General features: G+C 70.1%; 14 protein-coding genes. 7 read left to right on the top strand and 7 right to left on the bottom strand.

The genetic code is table 11. The features are described from left to right. The first annotated feature begins 121 nt into the window (after window positions 1-121). Window positions 122-868, top strand: coding sequence for a response regulator (locus tag IE277_RS06100; RefSeq protein ID WP_189949112.1), 747 nt, complete (start codon window positions 122-124; stop codon window positions 866-868). On the opposite strand, the gene IE277_RS06095 is transcribed toward IE277_RS06100, so the two are convergent. Together IE277_RS06095 and IE277_RS06090 are read right to left on the bottom strand one after the other, a co-directional pair. Further along, window positions 865-2,067 carry a winged helix-turn-helix domain-containing protein gene (locus IE277_RS06095; protein WP_189949110.1) on the bottom strand — a complete coding sequence of 401 codons (1,203 nt, stop codon included), beginning with the start codon at window positions 2,065-2,067 and terminating at the stop codon, window positions 865-867. The two genes, IE277_RS06100 and IE277_RS06095, sit on opposite strands and share 4 nt — an antisense overlap. A 49-nt stretch (window positions 2,068-2,116) precedes the next feature. Next, the gene (locus IE277_RS06090) at window positions 2,117-2,689 is read right to left on the bottom strand and encodes a GNAT family N-acetyltransferase (protein WP_189949108.1); all 573 of its coding nucleotides are present in this window, start codon (window positions 2,687-2,689) and stop codon (window positions 2,117-2,119) included. A gap of 252 nt (window positions 2,690-2,941) precedes the next feature. Here IE277_RS06090 and secA point away from each other — a divergent pair, with 252 nt between their 5' ends. Beyond that, entirely contained in the window at window positions 2,942-5,752 is a 2,811-nt protein-coding gene (secA, locus tag IE277_RS06085) for a preprotein translocase subunit SecA (protein ID WP_189949106.1), read from the top strand. 113 nt (window positions 5,753-5,865) lie between these two features. Here the strand turns inward: secA and IE277_RS06080 are convergent, their stop codons facing one another. After that, the gene (locus IE277_RS06080) at window positions 5,866-6,390 is read right to left on the bottom strand and encodes an Rv3235 family protein (RefSeq protein ID WP_189949104.1); all 525 of its coding nucleotides are present in this window, start codon (window positions 6,388-6,390) and stop codon (window positions 5,866-5,868) included. 331 nt (window positions 6,391-6,721) lie between these two features. Here IE277_RS06080 and IE277_RS06075 point away from each other — a divergent pair, with 331 nt between their 5' ends. Next, on the top strand, window positions 6,722-7,234 hold the full coding sequence (locus tag IE277_RS06075; RefSeq protein ID WP_189949103.1) for a DUF6912 family protein: 513 nt from the start codon (window positions 6,722-6,724) through the stop codon (window positions 7,232-7,234). 63 nt (window positions 7,235-7,297) lie between these two features. Beyond that, window positions 7,298-7,966 carry an HAD family hydrolase gene (locus tag IE277_RS06070; protein ID WP_189949101.1) on the top strand — a complete coding sequence of 223 codons (669 nt, stop codon included), beginning with the start codon at window positions 7,298-7,300 and terminating at the stop codon, window positions 7,964-7,966. A gap of 64 nt (window positions 7,967-8,030) precedes the next feature. Here the strand turns inward: IE277_RS06070 and IE277_RS06065 are convergent, their stop codons facing one another. After that, on the bottom strand, window positions 8,031-8,597 hold the full coding sequence (locus tag IE277_RS06065; RefSeq protein ID WP_189949100.1) for a DJ-1/PfpI family protein: 567 nt from the start codon (window positions 8,595-8,597) through the stop codon (window positions 8,031-8,033). Window positions 8,598-9,273: 676 nt separating this feature from the next. On the opposite strand from IE277_RS06065, the gene IE277_RS06060 reads away from it, so the two are divergent. The 3 genes from IE277_RS06060 to IE277_RS06050 all read left to right on the top strand — a co-directional run bounded on the left by IE277_RS06060 (window position 9,274) and on the right by IE277_RS06050 (window position 16,337). Beyond that, the gene (locus IE277_RS06060; protein ID WP_189949097.1) at window positions 9,274-14,211 is read left to right on the top strand and encodes an NAD-glutamate dehydrogenase; all 4,938 of its coding nucleotides are present in this window, start codon (window positions 9,274-9,276) and stop codon (window positions 14,209-14,211) included. A 232-nt stretch (window positions 14,212-14,443) separates the two neighbouring features. Beyond that, window positions 14,444-14,845, top strand: a complete 402-nt coding sequence (locus IE277_RS06055) for a GtrA family protein (RefSeq protein ID WP_229880677.1) — start codon at window positions 14,444-14,446, stop codon at window positions 14,843-14,845. Next, entirely contained in the window at window positions 14,826-16,337 is a 1,512-nt protein-coding gene (locus tag IE277_RS06050; RefSeq protein WP_373310716.1) for a putative glycosyltransferase family protein, read from the top strand. Before IE277_RS06055 ends, IE277_RS06050 begins: the two co-directional genes overlap by 20 nt. Before the next feature lie 97 nt (window positions 16,338-16,434). On the opposite strand, the gene IE277_RS06045 is transcribed toward IE277_RS06050, so the two are convergent. The 3 genes from IE277_RS06045 to IE277_RS06035 form a co-directional block, all read right to left on the bottom strand. Further along, the gene (locus IE277_RS06045; protein WP_189949093.1) at window positions 16,435-18,114 is read right to left on the bottom strand and encodes a glycosyltransferase family 2 protein; all 1,680 of its coding nucleotides are present in this window, start codon (window positions 18,112-18,114) and stop codon (window positions 16,435-16,437) included. After that, the gene (locus IE277_RS06040; RefSeq protein WP_189949091.1) at window positions 18,111-20,351 is read right to left on the bottom strand and encodes a CDP-glycerol glycerophosphotransferase family protein; all 2,241 of its coding nucleotides are present in this window, start codon (window positions 20,349-20,351) and stop codon (window positions 18,111-18,113) included. The genes IE277_RS06045 and IE277_RS06040 overlap by 4 nt, the downstream gene beginning before the upstream one ends. 179 nt (window positions 20,352-20,530) lie before the next feature. Next, a complete protein-coding gene (locus IE277_RS06035) occupies window positions 20,531-21,367 on the bottom strand; it encodes an ABC transporter ATP-binding protein (RefSeq protein ID WP_189949257.1) in 837 nt (278 codons plus the stop codon). Window positions 21,368-21,443: the final 76 nt, after the last annotated feature.

The following is a 21,443-nucleotide window of genomic DNA, read 5'->3' as shown; positions in this document are numbered from 1 at the left end:
GCACGTCACCTCGGTGTCGCCTGGGCATGAAATCATGGCCGGACCGGCCCAACCGGTGGGCCGCTGCCTTGGGTTGGCGATGGCACAGGATCACAGGCCACAGCCTTCAGGGGGAGGAACGATGGCGGACACCTTCGGACCGATGCGGGACGAGGACGGCGACGACGGTGTCATCGGCATGGGCCCGGACACCGGCTCCGTACGCGCGGAACCGATCAGGGTCCTGGTCGTGGACGACCACGCTCTCTTCCGGCGTGGCTTGGAGATCGTGCTGAAGGCCGAGGAGGACATCCAGGTCGTCGGCGAGGCCGGCGACGGCGCCGAGGCCGTGGACAAGGCCGCCGATCTGCTGCCCGACATCGTGCTGATGGACGTCCGCATGCCCAAGCGCGGCGGGATCGAGGCCTGCACCTCCATCAAGGAGGTCGCCCCCAGCGCCAAGATCATCATGCTGACGATCAGCGACGAGGAGGCCGACCTCTACGACGCGATCAAGGCGGGCGCGACCGGATACCTCCTCAAGGAGATCTCCACGGACGAGGTGGCGACCGCCATTCGCGCGGTGGCCGACGGGCAGTCGCAGATCAGCCCGTCCATGGCGTCCAAGCTCCTCACCGAGTTCAAGTCGATGATCCAGCGCACCGACGAGCGCCGGCTGGTGCCCGCGCCGCGGCTGACCGACCGGGAGCTGGAGGTCCTCAAACTCGTCGCGACCGGGATGAACAACCGGGACATCGCCAAGGAACTGTTCATCTCCGAGAACACCGTGAAGAACCACGTCCGCAACATCCTGGAGAAGCTCCAGCTGCACTCCAGGATGGAAGCCGTGGTCTACGCGATGCGGGAGAAGATCCTGGAGATCCGTTAGGCGAGCGTGCGGCCCAGTTCTCTCGTCAGGGGCTCGCGCAGCTCCGGGGGGTCCATCCGCTCCACGCGGACGTCTGTGCAGTTCACCCAGGTGGCTGCCTCGATCAGGGCCTGGGCGATGGCCGGGACCGCCTTCGGGCCGTCCGCGGTGACCTGCTTGGCCACCAGAGTGCGCCCCTCGCGCGCCGGGTCCACGCGCCCGACGAGTCGGCCGCCGGCGAGCACCGGCATGGCGAAGTAGCCATGGACCCGCTTCGGCTTGGGCACATACGCCTCCAGGCGATGGGTGAAGCCGAAGATCCGCTCCGTACGTGCCCGCTCCCAGATCAGCGAGTCGAACGGCGAGAGCAGCGTGGTGCGGTGGCGGCCGCGCGGCGGCGTCGCCAGAGCCGCCGGGCCGGCCCAGGCCGGCCGGGACCAGCCCTCCACCTCGACCGGGACCAGACCCGAGTCGGCGATGACCGCGTCGACCTGCTCGCCCTTGAGCCGGTGGTAGTCGGCGATGTCCGCGCGTGTGCCCACGCCGAGGGACTCGCCGGCCAGCCGGACCAGACGGCGCAGACACTCGGTGTCGTCCAGCTCGTCGTGCAGCAGTGCGTCCGGGATGGCGCGCTCGGCCAGGTCGTACACCCGCTTCCAGCCGCGGCGCTCGACGCACACCACCTCGCCGTACATCAGCGCGCGTTCCACGGCGACCTTGGTGCCGGACCAGTCCCACCATTCGTTCGTCTTCTTCGCGCCGCCCAGCTCCGTGGAGGTCAGCGGGCCCTCCGCGCGCAGCTGTTTGACGACCTGCTCGTAGGTGCCCTCGGGCAGTTCGTGGTTCCAGTGCGGGCGGTCGCGGTAGGCGCGGCGGCGGAAGGCGAAGTGCGGCCACTCCTCGACGGGGAGGATGCAGGCCGCGTGCGACCAGTACTCGAAGGCGTGCGGGCGCGCCGGCGACACGCCGACGGACGCCGGCTTCCAGTAGGCGGACTCGACCGTCTTGCGGCCGATCGCGCCGAGCCGGGAGTACGGCACCAGTTCATGGGAGCGGGCGAGGACCGAGATCGTGTCGAGCTGGACCGCGCCGAGGTGGCGCAGCACGCCGCGGACTCCGGCCCGCCGGTCGGGCACGCCGAGGAAGCCCTGGGCCCGCAGGGCGATACGGCGGGCGTCGTCCGCGGTGAGAGTGGTGGTCGGGCGCGGAAGGGTCGTCATGCCCCGGACGATAGAGGGCGGCACTGACAGTCCGCGCTGAGCTGCGGTTTCACCGGACGCGGGCGGGCAGGTACGGCGCCGTGGACGGCAGACCCAGGTCCGAGGGGAGCAGGGAGGCGACCCAGCAGTCCCGCCGCACCCCTCTGTTGTTGATCGCGGAGCGCAGGGTGCCCTCGATGGTGAAACCGGCTCGCTCGGCCACCGCGCGGGAGGCACCGTTGCCGACCTCGGCACGCCATTCGACCCGGTCGATGCCGACCGCGGTGAAGATCCAGCGGCAGGCGGTGAGCGTGGCCTCGGTGAGGTAGCCGTGGCCGCGGCGCTCCTTGGCCCCCCAGAACCCGACCTCCGCCACACCGAGCGAGCGCATGGTGAGGCTGAGCATGCCGGCGAGTTCCCCGCCGGTGAGGAAGACCCCGAAGGTGCACATCGAGCTCTGCGCCCAGCCGTCGGGGACCAGTTGCTCGGTGAAGCCGCTCGCGTGCTCGGGCAGATACGGTGAAGGCACTGTGGTCCAGCGCTGGATGTCGGGATCCTGCGCCGCCTCGTACACCGCCTGGGTGTCGTGCGGGCCGACCGTGCGCAGGACCAGGCGGTCCGTGGTGAGGGTGACGGGTTCCATCGGCCGATTGTGCTCGGCAGGCCGCGCGCGGGCCATCGGATTTCGCTGCGCGTGAGCACGTGATCACATTTCGCGCAATTCCTTGCGCCGATGCGGCACTATCGGCCTGGCCCGTCCGTTGTCCCGGATGAAGCAGCCGTCGGGCCGCCAGGCCTCCCGAGCCAGCCGGGTCCTCGCATACGATGGCCGTTGCTCAGTACGTCCAATGGAAACCGACCGTCCCAGGCCCGACCGGCAAGGAGACAAACCCCCGTGTCCGTCCTCTCGAAGATCATGCGTGCAGGCGAAGGTAAGATCCTGCGCAAGCTGCACCGCATCGCGGACCAGGTCAACTCCATCGAAGAGGACTTCGTCGACCTCTCCGACGCCGAGCTGCGGGCCCTCACCGAGGAGTACAAGCAGCGGTACGCCGATGGTGAGAGCCTGGACGACCTGCTCCCCGAGGCGTTCGCCACCGTCCGTGAGGCCGCCAAGCGCGTCCTCGGCCAGCGGCACTACGACGTGCAGCTGATGGGTGGCGCCGCCCTCCACCTCGGCTACGTGGCCGAGATGAAGACCGGTGAGGGCAAGACCCTCGTCGGCACCCTGCCCGCGTATCTGAACGCCCTGTCCGGCGACGGCGTCCACATCGTCACGGTCAACGACTACCTGGCCGAGCGCGACTCCGAGATGATGGGCCGCGTCCACAAGTTCCTGGGCCTGGACGTCGGCTGCATCCTGGCCAACATGACGCCGGCCGAGCGCCGCGAGCAGTACGGGTGCGACATCACGTACGGCACGAACAACGAATTCGGCTTCGACTACCTGCGCGACAACATGGCGTGGTCCCAGGACGAGCTGGTGCAGCGCGGCCACAACTTCGCCATCGTCGACGAGGTCGACTCCATCCTGGTCGACGAGGCGCGTACGCCGCTGATCATCTCCGGCCCGGCCGACCAGGCCACCAAGTGGTACGGCGACTTCGCCAAGCTGGTCACGCGCCTGAAGAAGGGCGAGGCGGGCAACCCGCTCAAGGGCGTCGAGGAGACCGGCGACTACGACGTCGACGAGAAGAAGCGCACGGTCGCCATCCATGAGTCCGGTGTCAGCAAGGTCGAGGACTGGCTGGGCATCGACAACCTCTACGAGTCGGTGAACACCCCGCTCGTGGGTTACCTGAACAACGCCATCAAGGCCAAGGAACTCTTCAAGCGCGACAAGGACTACGTCGTCATCGACGGCGAAGTCATGATCGTCGACGAGCACACCGGCCGTATCCTCGCCGGCCGCCGCTACAACGAGGGCATGCACCAGGCGATCGAGGCGAAGGAAGGGGTGGACATCAAGGACGAGAACCAGACGCTCGCCACGATCACCCTGCAGAACTTCTTCCGCCTCTACGGCAAGCTCTCCGGCATGACCGGTACGGCGATGACCGAGGCCGCCGAGTTCCACCAGATCTACAAGCTCGGCGTGGTCCCGATCCCGACCAACAGGCCGATGGTCCGCAAGGACCAGTCGGACCTGATCTACCGTACCGAGGTGGCCAAGTTCGAGGCCGTCGTCGACGACATCGCGGAGAAGCACGAGAAGGGCCAGCCGATCCTCGTCGGCACGACCTCCGTCGAGAAGTCGGAGTACCTCTCGCAGCAGCTCAGCAAGCGCGGCATCCAGCACGAGGTGCTGAACGCCAAGCACCACGAGCGTGAGGCGTCGATCGTCGCTCAGGCCGGCCGCAAGGGCGCGGTGACGGTGGCCACCAACATGGCCGGCCGTGGTACGGACATCAAGCTCGGTGGCAACCCCGACGACCTCGCCGAGGCGGAGCTGCGCCAGCAGGGTCTTGACCCCGAAGAGCACATCGAGGAGTGGGCGCAGGCACTGCCCGCCGCGCTGGAGAAGGCCGAGCAGTCGGTCAAGGCCGAGTTCGAAGAGGTCAAGGACCTCGGCGGGCTCTACGTCCTCGGCACCGAGCGGCACGAGTCGCGGCGCATCGACAACCAGCTGCGCGGTCGTTCCGGCCGTCAGGGCGACCCCGGCGAGTCCCGCTTCTACCTCTCCCTCGGCGACGACCTGATGCGCCTGTTCAAGGCCCAGATGGTCGAGCGCGTGATGTCCATGGCCAATGTGCCGGACGACGTCCCGATCGAGAACAAGATGGTCACGCGCGCGATCGCGTCCGCGCAGTCGCAGGTCGAGCAGCAGAACTTCGAGACCCGTAAGAATGTTCTGAAGTACGACGAGGTCCTCAACCGCCAGCGCGAGGTCATCTACGGCGAGCGTCGGCGCGTGCTGGAGGGTGAGGATCTGCACGAGCAGGTCCAGCACTTCATGGACGACACGATCGACGCGTACATCGACGCGGAGACCGCCGAGGGCTTCCCCGAGGACTGGGACCTGGACCGGCTGTGGGGCGCCTTCAAGCAGCTCTACCCGGTGAAGGTCACCATCGACGAGCTGGAGGAGACCGCCGGGGACCGGGCCGGTCTGACCGCCGAGTTCATCTCCGAGTCCATCAAGGACGACATCCACGAGCAGTACGAGGCGCGGGAGACGCAGCTCGGCTCCGAGATCATGCGGGAGCTGGAGCGCCGGGTCGTGCTGTCGGTCCTCGACCGCAAGTGGCGCGAGCACCTCTACGAGATGGACTACCTCCAGGAGGGCATCGGCCTGCGCGCGATGGCGCAGAAGGACCCGCTGGTCGAGTACCAGCGCGAGGGCTTCGACATGTTCACCGCGATGATGGAGGGCATCAAGGAGGAGTCCGTCGGCTATCTGTTCAACCTGGAGGTCCAGGTCGAGCAGCAGGTCGAGGAGGTCCCCGTCGAGGCCGAGGAGCCGGTCGGCGAGGGCGTCCAGGAGACGGTTCCGGCGCAGGCCGGGGCGCGTCCGGAGATCCGTGCGAAGGGGCTGGACGTTCCGCAGCGGCGGGATCTGCACTTCTCGGCGCCCACCGTGGACGGTGAGGGCGGTGTCGTGGAGCGCGACCTCGAGGACGACGAGCCGGTGCGCTCCGAGTCGGACGGGCTGACGCGGGCGGAGCGACGGCGCCAGGCCAAGGGCGGACGGCGTCGTAAGAAGTAGGGCGTCAAGCAGGGCGTCAGTGCGGCGAGTCGGCCGCTGAGAAGGGCCGGTTCCCTCGGGAGCCGGCCCTTCCGTGTTGCCGCCTCACTCCTGCCGTGCGGTGCTCTGCGCCGTCAGGTGCCTTGTGCCGCCGCGGGGCGGGGGCCGGTCTCCACCGCTGTGCAGCGCCAGCGGAGGTCCTGGCCCAGCTCCAGACGGAAGGCCAGGGCGCGCAGCCGGTCGCCGGCGGCGATACGGGCGAAGACCTCCAGGGCGCCCTCGCCGGGGACGTAGTAGCCGATGTCCTGGACGACGGGGCGGGATCCTCGGGTGCGCAGGGGGCGGCGTTCGGCGAGGCGGGTCAGGTCGTCGTAGGCGCGGCCCACGGTGTGCCGGAGCATCCAGTGGACGGGCCGCTGACCGCTCAGGACGGCCAGCAGACGCTCGGCGAAGAGGTCGGTGGGGCGTACCGGCGGCCGGGCCGTCTCCGGCGCTGTACGGGCCGTACCCGCGTTCCGGGGCACGGCGGGCGGCAGGTCACGCATGCTCCTGACCGCTGGCTTCCGGGGCGGGGCACCGCCCGGGCGGCGGGTGTCGCGGCGGGTCGGCGGGCAGTGGCGCGGGCGGGGCTGGGCGGTGCGGTTCATGACCTTGTTCATCGAGGTCCCCGTTCGGCGGGCCCGGTCGGTACCGGGCGGTAACTCGCTGGTGGGGATCTTGTACGGGGCTCGGGAGCGGGGTGGCAAGGACGAAGGCAGGGGCGCGGAAGGGGCGGAGAGGTTCACCTATCCGGGGGAGGAAGAGGGTGCCGAACCCCAGGATCCGGCGGGTGCGCCGGGTGAATGCGCGGCCTGGAGTTGACGGCTTCCCGGGTGTGGGCACAGACCCGAAAGGGGACGGGCGCACGTATCCTGAAGGCCCTCCGGGAGACGCGGCAGCCGGCCTTCCCGGGGCCACAGCGGAGCCTTTGAACAGGAAAGAGCGGCCAGCATGCGCGTCTACGTCCCCCTGACCCTCCCCGGTCTCGCCGAGGCGCACAGGACGGGTGAGCTGGGGAGCGGCCCCTTCCTCGCGTACGCCGTCACGCCCGCGCTGCGCGAGTGGTACCTCTCCGAGGACATCGAGGAACTGGAGTACGCGGCGCTCAGCCGGGCCGCGCTGGCCTCGCTGCGGCTGCTGGCGGCCGAGCCGGATGCCCTGCGGCGCCGGGTCGTGGTCGCCGTGGACGTGGCCGACGGCGCCGCGGGCGCCGACCCGGACCGCGGGCTCGACCCGTCCGCCCTCGGCGAGGTCACCGTCACGGTGACCGTGCCGCTCGCGAAGGCGGCCGCGGTGCATGTCGACGCCGGTGACGCGGAGCGGGACGTGGCCGCGGCGGCGGACGTGGTGGAGGCGGCCGACGGCGGGGACGACGACGCCCAGTTCGTCGTGGACGGCGCCGAGGATCACGAGCTGCTGTGGTACGCCACGCAGGAGATCCCCAACCTGATCGGGCTCGCCTGACTGCTCCTGCCCGCCCCCGGCCGGCAGACGTCGTTGTCAGTGGTGGCGGGTACGGTTTTTGGCATGGGGATGCAGGAGAGCGCACACATCGTCTGGGATTGGAACGGCACGCTTTTCCACGACACCGACGCGATCATCGGCGCGACGAACGCGGCCTTCGCCGAGCTGGGGATCGCGCCGATCACGCTGGAGCAGTACCGGTCGCTGTATTGCGTGCCGGTGCCGAAGTTCTACGAGCGGCTGATCGGCCGGCTGCCCACCGACGCCGAGTGGGAGCTGATGGACGGGATCTTCCACCGGCACTATGCCGAGCACCGGGGGCGGTGCGCGCTGACCGAGGGGGCGGCGGAGCTGCTCGCGGGGTGGCGGTCGGCGGGGCACAGCCAGTCGCTGCTGAGCATGTATGTGCACGAGGAGCTGGTGCCGCTCGTGCGGGGCTTCGGGATCGAGACGCACTTTCTGCGGGTCGACGGGCGTACGGGGCCGTCCGGGGGCAGCAAGGCGGAGCACATGGTGCGGCATCTGCGGGCGCTGAGCGGGGTCGTGGAGCCGGCGCGGACCGTCGTGATCGGGGACGCGGCGGACGACGCGATCGCGGCGCGGGGCGTCGGTGCCCGGGCCGTGCTGTACACCGGGGGGTCGCACGGCCGGGCCAGCCTCGAGGAAGTGGGGGTGCCGGTGGTGGACACCCTGGAGCAGGCGGTGGAGGAAGCACAGCGAATAGCCGCGTAGCCGCGGCCCGGGTTCCGGTGGTCCTCGCGGGGGTGGGTGCGATCGCGCAGGTGGGCGCGGTGTCTCAGCTCGCCGGTGCCGTCGCTCGCAGGATCTTCAGGAACTCGCGCATCCAGGCCGGGTGGTCCGGCCAGGCCCGGGAGGAGACCAGGGTGCCGTCGACCACGGCCTCGCTGTCCTGGAAGCCCGCTCCGGCTGCCTGCATGTCCGGTTCGAGTGCCGGGTACGCCGTGACGCGGCGGCCGCGCAGGCTGTCGATCGCCGCGGTGAGCAGCGGGCCGTGGCAGATCTGGGCGACGGGCTTGTCGGAGTCGAAGAACGCCTTGAGGATCTTGCGGAGTTCGGGGTCGTTGCGCAGATACTCGGGGGCCCGGCCGCCGGGGATGACGACGGCCACATAGGCGCCGGGGTCCACGTCGGCGAAGGCCAGGTCGGCGGGCCAGGTATAGCCCGGCTTCTCGGTGTAGGTGTCGTAGCCGGGTTCGAAGTCGTGGACGACGAAGCGCAGGGTCTTGCGGGAGGGGGCCGCGATGTCGACCTCGTAGCCTTCCTCGCGCAGACGCTGGTACGGGTAGAGGACTTCCAGGGACTCCGCCGCGTCGCCGGTGACGATCAGGATCTTCGCGGGCATGTCGGCTCCTCCGGGTGCTCCGAGGTGCTCCAGTACTCCTGGGCGGGACGCGCACTGTCCCAGGGCAAGGTGCCAACACCGGGCGTGCTCTGCCAAGAGGGCCGCCGCGGTTCCGGCCCGCCCTGTACTCAGAGTGCGGTCGCGGCTCCGCCGGCGCGACCGGACGCCGCACCCGGCCGTGCCCGCTCCCGTGGGCCGTCGGATCCTCACCGGACCCCCATGGGATACGTCACCACCCCCCACTCCGATGCTGTGCAGATCGTCAAACTTCACCCCTTGGTTTTGTACACATACGGCTCATGACGGGCCCCGGGTAAGGAGCGATAGCCTTGTGGCGTGATCAGCGCGATAGTTCGCGGGGGCGATCCTGTCCCCGCCCCGCGCCCGGGTTGCACGGAACACCTCCGTGACCGGGCGGCGGTCGCTGGTCTTCGCGGGCGGGACGGGGCCACAGGAGCCCCCGGGACGCCGAGGACAACCCTGGACACGGCGGCGCCGAGAGCAGCGTCACACCCGACGGGCGTGTCGAGAATGGCCGAATTCCCCCCGCACATCTCACCTCGCGGCATAGCGTCGATGCGGACCGGACACCCCGGGCCGTGGCGTCGAGCCGGAGGGAAAGAGGCCGTACTTCCTTCTACGTCACGCAATGGCGCGCGACAGGAGTCAGAGGACAATGCAGACCAAGCTGGACGAAGCCAAGGCCGAGCTGCTCGAAAGGGCTGCTCGGGTAGCTGAGAACAGCCCGGTCGGGGGGCACCTACCGACCGGGACCGCGGGCGAGGGCTCCCCGGGCACCCCGGACAGCGAGTCCGTACTCGCGTTCCTCCAGCGCTACTACCTGCACACCGCCCCGGAAGACCTTGCCGACCGCGACCCGGTCGACGTCTTCGGCGCCGCGGTCTCGCACTACCGTCTCGCCGAGAACCGCCCCCAGGGCACGGCGAACGTGCGGGTCCACACCCCGACCGTGGAGGAGAACGGGTGGACCTGCAGCCACTCGGTCGTGGAGGTCGTCACCGACGACATGCCCTTCCTCGTCGACTCGGTCACCAATGAGCTGACCCGGCGCGGGCGCGGCATCCACGTCGTCGTCCACCCGCAGTTCGTCGTCCGGCGTGACCTCACCGGCAAGCTGATCGACGTCCTGCCGGCCGCGCCGGGCGAGGACCTCCCGCACGACGCGCACTTCGAGTCCTGGATCCATGTGGAGATCGACCGGGAGACCGACCGGGCCGATCTGAAGGAGATCACGGCCGATCTGCTGCGGGTGCTCTCCGACGTCCGCGAGGCCGTCGAGGACTGGGAGAAGATGCGGGAGGCGGCGACCCGGGTCGCCGCCGATCTGGCGAGCGAGCCCGTTCCGGGCGACCTGCCCGGGCCCGAGGTCGAGGAGGCCCGCGAGCTGCTGCGCTGGCTGGCCGACGACCACTTCACCTTCCTCGGCTTCCGCGAGTACCAGCTGCGTGACGACGACACGCTCGCCGCCGTGCCCGGCACCGGCCTCGGCATCCTGCGCTCCGACCCGCAGCACGCCGAGGACGACCAGCACCCGGTCAGCCCCTCCTTCGAGCGGCTGACGGCCGACGCCCGGGCCAAGGCCCGCGAGCACAAGCTGCTCGTGCTGACCAAGGCCAACAGCCGGGCCACCGTGCACCGGCCGTCGTACCTGGACTACGTCGGCGTCAAGAAATTCGACGCGGACGGGAACGTCGTGGGGGAGCGGCGCTTCCTCGGGCTGTTCTCCTCGGCCGCGTACACCGAGTCCGTGCGCCGGGTCCCCGTCATCCGCCGCAAGGTCGACGAGGTGCTGCACCGCGCCGGGTTCTCGCCCAACAGCCACGACGGCCGCGACCTGCTCCAGATCATGGAGACCTACCCGCGCGACGAGCTGTTCCAGACGCCCGTCGCCGAACTGCAGTCCATCGTCACGAGCGTGCTCTATCTGCAGGAACGGCGCCGGCTGCGGCTCTACCTGCGGCAGGACGAGTACGGGCGCTACTACTCGGCCCTCGTGTACCTCCCGCGTGACCGCTACACCACCGGTGTCCGGCTGCGGATCATCGACATCCTGAAGGAGGAGCTCGGCGGTGTCAGCGTCGACTTCACCGCCTGGAACACCGAATCGATCCTGTCCCGGCTGCACTTCGTCGTCCGTGTCCCGCCGGGCTCCGAGCTGCCCGAGCTGTCCGACGCCGGCAAGGACCGCATCGAGGCCCGGCTGGTCGAGGCGGCCCGCTCCTGGGCCGACGCGTTCGCCGAGGCGCTGACCGCCGAGTGCGGCGAGGAGCACGCGGCCGAGGTGCTGCGCCGCTACAGCCACGCCTTCCCCGAGGGCTACAAGGCCGACCACACCCCACGCGCCGCGGTCGCCGACCTGGTCCACCTGGAGCAGCTCAGCGAGGACAGGACCTTCAGCCTGAGCCTGTACGAGCCGGTGGGCGCGGGTCCCGAGGAGCGCCGCTTCAAGATCTACCAGAAGGGCGGCTCGGTCTCCCTCTCGCATGTGCTGCCGGTGCTCAGCCGCCTCGGCGTCGAGGTCACCGACGAGCGGCCGTACGAGCTGCGCTGCTCGGACCGCACCACCGCCTGGATCTACGACTTCGGGCTGCGCGTGCCGAAGGCGAACGGCGCCGGGGAGTACCTCGGCGACGACGCCCGCGAGCGCTTCCAGGAGGCCTTCTCCGCCACCTGGACCGGCAAGGCCGAGAACGACGGCTTCAACGCCCTGGTGCTGAGCGCCGGGCTGTCCTGGCGGCAGGCGATGGTGCTGCGCGCCTACGCCAAGTATCTGCGGCAGGCCGGTTCGACCTTCTCGCAGGACTACATGGAGGACACCCTCCGCAACAACGTCCACACCACCCGGCTCCTCGTCTCGCTGTTCGAGGCGCGGATGTCCCCGGACCGGCAGAAGGCCGGACTGGAGATCACGGACGCCCTGCTGGAGGAGCTGGACGCGGCCCTGGACCAGGTGGCGAGCCTGGACGAGGACCGGATCCTCAGGTCCTTCCTCACCGTCATCAAGGCGACCCTGCGCACGAACTTCTTCCAGGAGAGGGTCGACGGCACGCCGCACGACTACGTCTCCATGAAGTTCGACCCGCAGGCCATCCCGGACCTGCCCGCGCCCCGCCCGGCGTACGAGATCTGGGTGTACTCGCCGCGTGTCGAGGGCGTGCACCTGCGCTTCGGCAAGGTCGCGCGCGGTGGCCTGCGCTGGTCCGACCGGCGTGAGGACTTCCGGACCGAGATCCTCGGCCTGGTCAAGGCCCAGATGGTGAAGAACACGGTCATCGTGCCGGTCGGCGCCAAGGGCGGCTTCGTCGCCAAGCAGCTGCCGGACCCGGGCAAGGACCGCGACGCCTGGCTGGCCGAGGGCATCGCCAGCTACAAGACGTTCATCTCGGCGCTGCTCGACATCACCGACAACATGGTCGCCGGCGAGGTCGTACCGCCGCAGGACGTGGTCCGGCACGACGGGGACGACACCTACCTGGTCGTCGCCGCCGACAAGGGCACCGCGACCTTCTCCGACATCGCCAACGACGTCGCGAACACCTACAACTTCTGGCTGGGCGACGCCTTCGCCTCCGGCGGCAGCGCGGGCTACGACCACAAGGGCATGGGCATCACCGCGCGCGGTGCCTGGGAGTCCGTGAAGCGGCACTTCCGTGAGCTGGGCGTGGACACCCAGTCCGAGGACTTCACGGTCGTCGGCATCGGTGACATGTCCGGTGACGTGTTCGGCAACGGCATGCTGCTCTCCGAGCACATCCGCGTGGTCGCCGCCTTCGACCACCGGCACATCTTCATCGACCCCACGCCGGACGCGGCCACGTCCTACGCCGAGCGCCGCCGGCTGTTCGAGCTGCCCCGCTCCAGCTGGGCCGACTACGACACCGAGCTGCTGTCGGCGGGCGGCGGGATCTTCCCGCGCGCCGCCAAGTCGATCCCGCTCAACGCCCACATCCGCGAGGCCCTCGGCATCGAGGGCAAGGTCGCCAAGATGACCCCGGCCGACCTCATGAAGGCGATCCTGCACGCACCGGTCGACCTGCTGTGGAACGGCGGCATCGGCACCTACGTGAAGTCGTCGGCGGAGTCGAACGCGGACGTCGGCGACAAGGCCAACGACGCCATCCGCGTCGACGGCAAGGACCTGCGGGTCAAGGTCGTCGGCGAGGGCGGCAACCTGGGGCTGACCCAGCTCGGCCGGATCGAGTTCGCCATGCACGGCGGCAAGATCAACACCGATGCGATCGACAACAGCGCCGGCGTGGACACCTCCGACCACGAGGTGAACATCAAGATCCTGCTGAACGGTCTGGTCGCGGAGGGCGACATGACCGTCAAGCAGCGCAACAAGCTGCTTGCCGAGATGACCGACGAGGTCGGCGCGCTGGTCCTGCGCAACAACTACGCGCAGAACACCGCGCTGGCCAACGCCCTGTTCCAGGCGGGCTCCATGCTCCACGCCCAGCAGCGGTTCCTGCGCCATCTGGTGCGCGAGGGCCATCTGGACCGGGCGCTGGAGTTCCTGCCCACCGACCGCCAGGTCCGCGAGCGGCTCTCCCAGAGCCAGGGTCTGACCGGTCCGGAGACCGCGGTCGTGCTGGCGTACACGAAGATCACGGTCGCCGAGGAGCTGCTGCAGACCTCGCTGCCGGACGACCCGTATCTGCGGACCCTGCTGCACGCGTACTTCCCGACGGCCCTGCGCGAGCGGTTCGCCGAGGCGATCGACAGCCACCCGCTGCGCCGCGAGATCACCACGACCGTGCTGGTCAACGACACGGTCAACACGGGTGGTACGACGTATCTGCACCGGCTGCGCGAGGAGACCGGCGCCTCCCTGGAGGAGATCGTCCGGGCCCAGACCGCGGCCCGCACGATCTTCTCCTCGGCCCCGGTGTGGGACGCGGTGGAGGCGCTGGACAACAAGGTCGACGCGGCCGTCCAGACCCGGATCCGGCTGCACTCGCGCCGGCTCGTCGAGCGCGGCACGCGCTGGCTGCTCAACAACCGGCCGCAGCCGCTGGAGCTCGCCGAGACGGTCGAGTTCTTCGCCGAGCGGGTCGAGCGGGTCTGGCAGGAGCTGCCGAAGCTGCTGCGCGGCGCGGACCTGGAGTGGTACCAGCACGTGTACGACGAGCTGTCCGCGGCCGGCGTCCCGGACGAGCTCGCCACGCGCGTGGCCGGCTTCTCCTCCGCCTTCCCGGCGCTCGACATCGTGTCGGTGGCCGACCGCATGGGCAAGGAGCCCCTGGACGTCGCCGAGATCTACTACGACCTCGCCGACCGGCTCAGCATCACCCAGCTGATGGACCGCATCATCGAGCTGCCCCGCGCCGACCGCTGGCAGTCCATGGCCCGCGCCTCGATCCGCGAGGATCTGTACGCGGCTCACGCGGCGCTCACCGCGGACGTCTTCGCGGCCGGCAACGGCACCTCCAGTCCCGAGCAGCGCTTCACGGCCTGGGAGCAGAAGAACGCGCCCATCCTGAGCCGGGCGCGCACCACCCTGGAGGAGATCCGGGCTTCGGAGACGTTCGACCTCGCCAACCTCTCGGTGGCGATGCGTACGATGCGGACGCTGCTGCGGACGCATTCGTAGCCGTACGACGGCGTTCGTAGCCGTACGGGAGTGAGGGCGCCCCGGGCCGACGTGGAATCGGACCGGGGCGTTCCCCTTCTTGCTGACCTTTAGCAAAAAACGATCAATGAATTTACCGTTTCCTGCTAATCGGCAGCCTTCGGTTAGGGTCGACGCTGTGACTGTTCAACTCACCGAGACTCGTCCGGCGGCACCCCCCGCGCCGGCTCCGGCCCGGCCTGTCAGGCGTGTCGTGCTGGAGGTGGTGAGATTCGGGATCGTCGGCGGCAGCGGTGTCCTCGTCAATTTCCTGATCTTCAACCTGCTGCTGCGCGGCTTGGGTTGGCAGGCGATGACCGCGACCGTCCTGGCCAGCTGCATCGCGATGGCGACCAATTACCTGGGTTTCCGCTATTTCGCCTATCGCGACCGGGCCTCGCGCACGCGCAGCCAGATCATCCTGTTCTTCGTCTTCAGCGGCCTCGGTGTCGTCATGGAAATCGGCCTGTTCTGGGTCGGTTACCACGGACTGGGCCTGCACGGAGTGCTGCAATCGAATGTGGCGAAGGCCCTGTCGATCGTGCTTGCCTCCGCGTTCCGATTCCTCGTCTATCGCACTTGGGTGTTCCAGCAGGATGCACACCGCACCGCCTGATACTGAACCGGTGAACCGCACACAGCCGACGGCCGGCGCCGCCCGGGCCGGCCGGGCACTGCCGCAGGTGGCCGCCGCGCTCGTCGTGGTGCTGCTGCTCCTGGTGGTCGTCCGGCTGCCATGGGCGGGCGACCTCGGCATGCACGCCGCCACCATCCAGCGGCTGAGCCATGACCTGTTCCATCCCGGCAATCCGCTGGTCGACGCGGACACGCCGAGCCCCTACTACTCGCCGTGGATGCTGGTGCTGGGCGCGGTCGCCAAGGTGACCGGTCTGTCGGTGTTCATGGTGCTGCGGCTCGGCGCGCTGGTCGCGCTGACGCTGTTGGTCACCGGGGTCTGGCGCTATGTCCGCACCCTGTCCGCGCATCGCGCCGCACCGGCCCTGGCGCTGCTCAGCCTGCTCTTCCTGTGGGGCCCGGTGCTGTTCACCTGGTCCGGGTTCCTGGGCCTGAACTCGCTGGCGCTGACGGTGTCGTACCCCAGCGTCCTCGCGCTTGGCCTCACCTTCCACTTCTGGGCCTGGGTCACGCGGGCGGTGCGCGAGGAGACCGCGTGGGGAAGGTGGCTGTGGCTCGGCGGGCTCTGGGCCCTGATCCTGCTCTGCCACCAGTTCACCGGCGTCGTGGCGTCGCTGGGGGCGCTGGCGATGGTGATCGCGGCGCGGCCGGCGCGCCCGGTGCTGCTGCGGCTGGCCGCCGCGCTGGCGCTCGGCGTGGTCCTGCTGTGGCTGTGGCCGTACTACGACTTCTTCTCGCTCTTCTCCGCCGGCGCGGACCTGGAGGCCATCCACCGGCCGCTGTACGGGCAGCTGGCCGAGCGGTTCGGGCTGGTGCTGCTCGGGGCGCTGGCGCTGGTGCTCCGCTTCCGGCGCGACCGGTGGGACCCCCTGGTGCTGTTCTTCGTCCTCGGGGTGCTGATGTTCGCCGCGGGCGGGCTGACCGGGCACTACTCCTGGGGCCGGGCCCTGCCGGCCGCGCTGATCCCGGCGCAGCTGGCCGCCGCGGTGGAGACCGTGGCGGCCGGGCGGCGGGCGGTGCGGCTCGGGTGGGCGTGTGTGCTGGGCGCCGCGCTGCTGGTCGGGGCGTGGACGCAGGTCGGGACGCTCGGGTATGTGACGGGCCGGGGTGCGCTGCCGTCGGTGGTGGCGGCGAAGTACCGGACGCCGTGGGTGGGGTACCACTGGATCACGCCGTGGGTGAAGTACGGGGATGTGGTGATGGCCCGGACGATGCCGGCGCGACAGATCCCGGCGTACGGGCCGTACACCGTGGCGCCCGGCTATCCGGATGTGTTTCTTCCGGATGCGGGGCGGAGGGAGGCGGCGGTCGAGCGGTACTTCGCCGGAGCGACGCCTTCTTCTGAGCGGGCCGGGATTCTGCGGGAGTACGACGTGCGGTGGGTCGTGGGACCGGACGGTCTGGCCGGTCCTGGCCTGCGAAAGGTGACCGCCGGCCCGGATGACCAGGTCCTGTACCGAGTCGTGCGCTGAGCTGACGCGTGCGCTGAGCGTCGTGCGCCGAGCTGACGCGGGCCCGCTTCGTTGGCGGGCCCGCGGTACAACGGTGGTGCGACGTGCGACCCGGTGCCTACCGGAGCACGCTCGACAGCAGCTTCGCCGCCTTGCGGACCTTCGGGGGGGCCACTCGCTTGATGACCGGGCGGATCACCCGTGCCGTCACTCCCACCGGGCGCCAGTGGAACTGGAGGCGGCCGGGGGCGCGGCCCTCCGGCTCGATGGTGACCTCGTGCGGGGCAGCGCCGGAGCGGTAGTCGATGCGGGTCTTGAGCGTGGGGAAGGCCAGCGGGGCCAGCAGCAGGCCGGAGTTGGACAGGCCCTGCTGCTGGAGGCGGATCAGCGGGTGGCGTGCGCCAGCGAAGCCCTGGAGGGGAAGCGCGGCGGTGGTGAGGTCGAGGCGGACCTCGCCCTCGAAGACGCCGGGGCTGATCGGGTTCAGACGGAAGGGCACCGTCATCCGCCGGCCACCGGGAGAGAGCAGCAGGCTGGCGCGCTGGGGGCCGACCGGGAGGCGAAGCCCGGGGTCGTAGGTGCGGATCGCCAGGGTGAGGGTGGCGCCGGGGCCCGGGGTCAGTTCCGTGATCTCATGACGGAACTGCGCGCTCGGGAACGGACGCGTGTCCAACTCCAGGTCGGACACGTCCAGTTCGCGACGGCCGCGCTCGGTGGACGGCACACTGTCGCCCCAGTACGGCACACCGGACGCGTCGGCCGTGACCTGCCGCGGCGCCACCTGAGGCGCCAGGCCGCGCGCGGCGGGCCGGACGTCGTCGAGGCGGCGCTCCCGCAGCAGCTCCAGCACGATCCGCTCGGAGCGGGGCAGCCGGGCGTACGCGCCGGGGGAGAGGGTGTCCAGGTAGGGGTTCATGATGTCCGCGAAGGCGCCCACCCAGTCCTCGTCCCGGTAGGGCAGGTCACCCGCGTACAGCCTGAAGTCGTGCTTGAGGAACTTGTAGTCCTTGTCCTCCCGCAGCCCGGTGTGCCCGCTCTCCTCCAGGAAGTCGTCGATCATGCGGTGCACGCGGATGCGGTCCTCGACGTTGGAGATCTTGTGCCGCTGGTTGGAGATCGTGGCCGTCTCCGCTGCCGCGAACGGCTCGATGTGCCAGACGTACACCGGCTCCGGGATGATCGTGAACGCCTTCGCCAGGCAGAACGCCTGGATCGAGAACAGCTGGTCCTCGTAGTGGACACCCTCCGGGAAGCGGAGGTTGTGGCGGTTCAGGAAGTCGGCGGTGTACATCCTGTTCGTCGACAGCGGCCAGAAGAGCAGGTCCGGGTCCGACTCGATGCTCTCCACCGTGCGCCGCTCGGCGAACAGCTGCGGCATCCACGTGGAGCGGCGGCCGGTGTCCACCCTGAGGCGCTGGCAGGTGCCCATGGTGAAGTCGACCTCGCGCTCGCGGTGCGCGGCGAGCAGCAACTCCACCGCGTTCGGCGGGAGTTCGTCGTCACTGTCGAGGAACATCAGATACGGCGCCCGGGCGATCTCGATGGCCCGGTTGCGCGGGGCGCTGCAGCCGCCGCTGTTCTCCGGCAGACGGAGATAGCGGATGCGATCGTGCTCCGCCTCCAGCCGGCGCGCCACCGTCGGAGTGTCGTCCGTGGAGTGGTCGTCGCTGATGATGATCTCGATGTTGGCGTGCGTCTGGGCGAGCGCCGAAGCCACCGCGCGGGGCAGGAGGGCCGCGTCGTTGTAGACGATGACGGTGACCGTGACATCGGGGGTCGTGGTCGTTGCGGTCGTCATGCCGAGGCCTCCTCGGGGGTCGGGGCGGGGGTGCGTTCCTCGAGCGGGATCACCGGTGGCAGTGACTCCTCCGGCTCGCCCAGGAACACCCGTCGTACGACGCGTTCGGCGGCGCGTCCGTCGTCGTACTCGCAGAACCGGCGGCGGAAGGCCGTGCGTGCCTTGGCCGCGCTCTCGTCGCGCCAGGCGCCGGAGGCGAAGATCTCCGTCAGCTCCTCCTGGGTGCGGGCGACCTGGCCGGGGTGTTCGGTCATCAGGTCGAAGTAGACGCCCCGGGTGGTCCGGTAGGTCTCCCAGTCGTCGGCGTAGACGACGATCGGGCGGTCGAGGTTGGCGTAGTCGAACATGATCGACGAGTAGTCCGTGACCAGCGCGTCGGCGGCCAGGCACAGCTCCTCGACGGGGTCGTAGGAGGAGACGTCGATGATCCGGCCGGAGCGGCGCAGTCCGGTCAGCGGGGAGGCCGCGCCGCCGTAGAAGTAGTGGGCGCGGACCAGCAGGACCGTGTTCTCGCCGAGCCGGTCGGCGAGTTCGGCGAGGTCCAGACGCGGGGTGAAGCCGGCCTCGTAGTCGCGGTGCGTCGGCGCGTACAGCAGGGCCGTCTTGCCGGGCGGGATGCCGAGGCGGGCGCGGGCCGCGCGGACGGCCTGGGCGTCGCTCGTGTAGAAGACGTCGTTGCGCGGATAGCCGTAGTCGAGGGAGGTGTAGCGGGCCGGGTAGGCGCGCTCCCACATACGGGTCGAGTGGCTGTTGGCGCTGACGCTGTAGTCCCACTTGTCGATGCGGGACAGCAGCGCGGCGAAGTCCAGGCCCTTGGCGGCGGCCGGGTGTTCCATCTGGTCCAGGCCCATGCGCTTGAGCGGGGTGCCGTGGTGGGTCTGGAGGTGGATCGCGTCGGGGCGCTTGACCACCGCGTTGGGGAAGTTGACGTTGCTCGTCAGGTACTTGGCACTCGCCAGGATCTCCCAGTAGCGGCGGGTGCCGGGGACCACATGGTCGGTGCCGGGCGGCAGCAGGGCCGTGTTCTGCTTCGACACCGTCCACACCTGGTGGATGTGCGGGGCGAGTTCGGCGAGCTTGGCGGCGATCGCGGCCGGGTTGCAGGCCACTCCGCGCTCCCAGTACGCGTCGAACACGGCCAGGTCGGGGTCGACCGGGCGGCTCAGGGCGCGGTGGTACTGCTGGTCGCGGAGCTTGGCGCCGACCTGGCGCTTACGGGTCCGTACGGCCTTCTTCGCGGCGCGGCGGGTGCGGTTGGCGGCCTGGAACGCGCGGTACTTGGTGTACGCGCCCTCTTCCAGCAGCCCGTGCCGTACGCCCTCCACGCCCGCCGGGCGCTCGTGGTTCTCGGGGCGCCAGCGGACCGCGGCGAGCGAGGCCCGGCGGAAGAACTCCCGGGCCACCGCGTCGGGCAGGTTCTCGCCGGCGAAGGTGCGCACGAGGTCGCGCATCATCAGGTCGTACAGCACCGCGCGGGCGGCGCGGCGGTCCCTGGCCGGCGCGAGCAGCGCGTCGTAGCGGTCGATCAGCGCGAAGCGGTCCTCGGGGGCGCGCGGCGGCAGGCTCTCGGGGCGCAGCTCGCGGCGTTCGTACGCCACCTGGTTCAGACAGGCGACACGGCCGGCGCGCAGCAGGGCGGCCTGGGCGGCGTGCGGCTCGTCGTCGGTGGTGAGGTCCGCCTCGTGCGCCCGCCAGAAGTCGGTGCGCAGGGCGCGGTTGCCGAGCAGCGGGGTGAGACGCAGCAGGTCGGCGGCCTCGTCCAGGGGCAGGCCCTCGCGGCCGACGGCGGCGAGCAGGCGGCCGTCGCGCGAGGGCCTGGCGGCGGTCTGCCAGGTGGTGGTGACGTGGTCGAGGAGCAGGAGGTCCACGCCGGCGCCCGTGGCCCCGGCCGCCCCGGTGGTGCCGTCGGCGTCCGCGGCGTCGAGTTCGGCGGTCCGCTCGGCGATCAGCCGGGGGGCACCGGCCGGCAGGCTGTCCTTGGCGTGGACGAAGTGCAGCCAGCGGCCGGTCGCGCGGGCGGCGCCCGCGGCCCGCGCCGCCGCGTCACCGGTGTCCTCGGGCAGCGGTACGACGACGGTGTGCGGGGCGTGCCGCTCGGCGGCCTCCCGCGCCCAGTCTCCGACCGCCGCGACGATCACTTCGGCGTCCGTGAGCGGATGGGCCTCCAGGGAGTCCAGCAGCTCTGTCAGATGCCCCTGTGCGTTCGGTCCGTAGACGATGACGCTGAGTTGGGGCATCGCAGTGGACTCCTTCGGCTTGTGGGGTTTGGGGATTCTTCATAACATACTGTCACTAAGCGGATGAAAGGGATATCCGCTCGTGGAGTAAGAGATGGCCCAAGAAGGAAGACGGAGTTCCGTGGTCTCCGGTTTCTTCCTCGGTCACCTTTTCTTCTTCTTCTCGCCATCCGGCTCGCTCACGCGGCCTTGCGCGCGCCGGCCTTCTTGTCGCTCTTGTCGCCGGTGAAGGCCTCGTACTCCTTCATGACGTCCTCGGTCGGCCCGTCCAGGCGCAGCTCGCCGCGCTCCAGCCAGATAGTGCGCTCGCAGGTGTCGCGGATCGACTTGTTGTTGTGGCTGACCAGGAAGACCGTGCCCGCCGTCGCGCGCAGCTCGCGGATCCGCTCCTCGGAGCGCATCTGGAACCTGCGGTCACCGGTGGCCAGGGCCTCGTCGATCAGCAGGACGTCGTGGTCCTTGGCGGCGGCGATGGAGAAGCGCAGCCGGGCGGCCATACCGGAGGAGTAGGTACGCATCGGAAGGGTGATGAAGTCGCCCTTCTCGTTGATCCCGGAGAAGTCGACGATGTCCTGGTAGCGCTCCTTGACCTGCTCGCGGGACATGCCCATGGCGAGACCGCCGAGGTAGACGTTGCGCTCACCGGTGAGGTCGTTCATCAGGGCCGCGTTGACGCCGAGCAGGGAGGGCTGGCCGTTGGTGTAGATGTGGCCGTTCTCCACCGGCAGCAGGCCGGCGACGGCCTTGAGCAGCGTGGACTTGCCGGAGCCGTTGGTGCCGATGAGGCCGATCGCCTCGCCCTTGTAGGCGACGAACGACACCTTCTTCACCGCGTGCACCTTGCGCACCCCGGCCGCCTTCTCGGTCTGCTGGCGGCGGAACATGCGGTTGAGGGCGGCGGTGGCGCTGCCGCGGCCGGCGCCGGTGCCGTTGACCCGGTAGACGATGTCGACGCCGTCGCAGACGACCGTGGGGATCTTCTCGTCGCCGTCGAGGCGTTCGAGCCGCTCGCGCATCATGCGCTCGTCGGGGGTCTCTTCGCGGACCTCGTCGAGGATCTCGTCGCGGATCTCGGGGTTCTTGGGGGTCTGC

Origin of the sequence: Streptomyces alanosinicus (assembly GCF_014650595.1) — a bacterium.
Classification (GTDB): domain Bacteria; phylum Actinomycetota; class Actinomycetes; order Streptomycetales; family Streptomycetaceae; genus Streptomyces; species Streptomyces alanosinicus.
The sequence above is the reverse complement of the archived record's forward strand: the minus strand, read 5'-3'. Positions and strand labels throughout refer to the sequence as shown.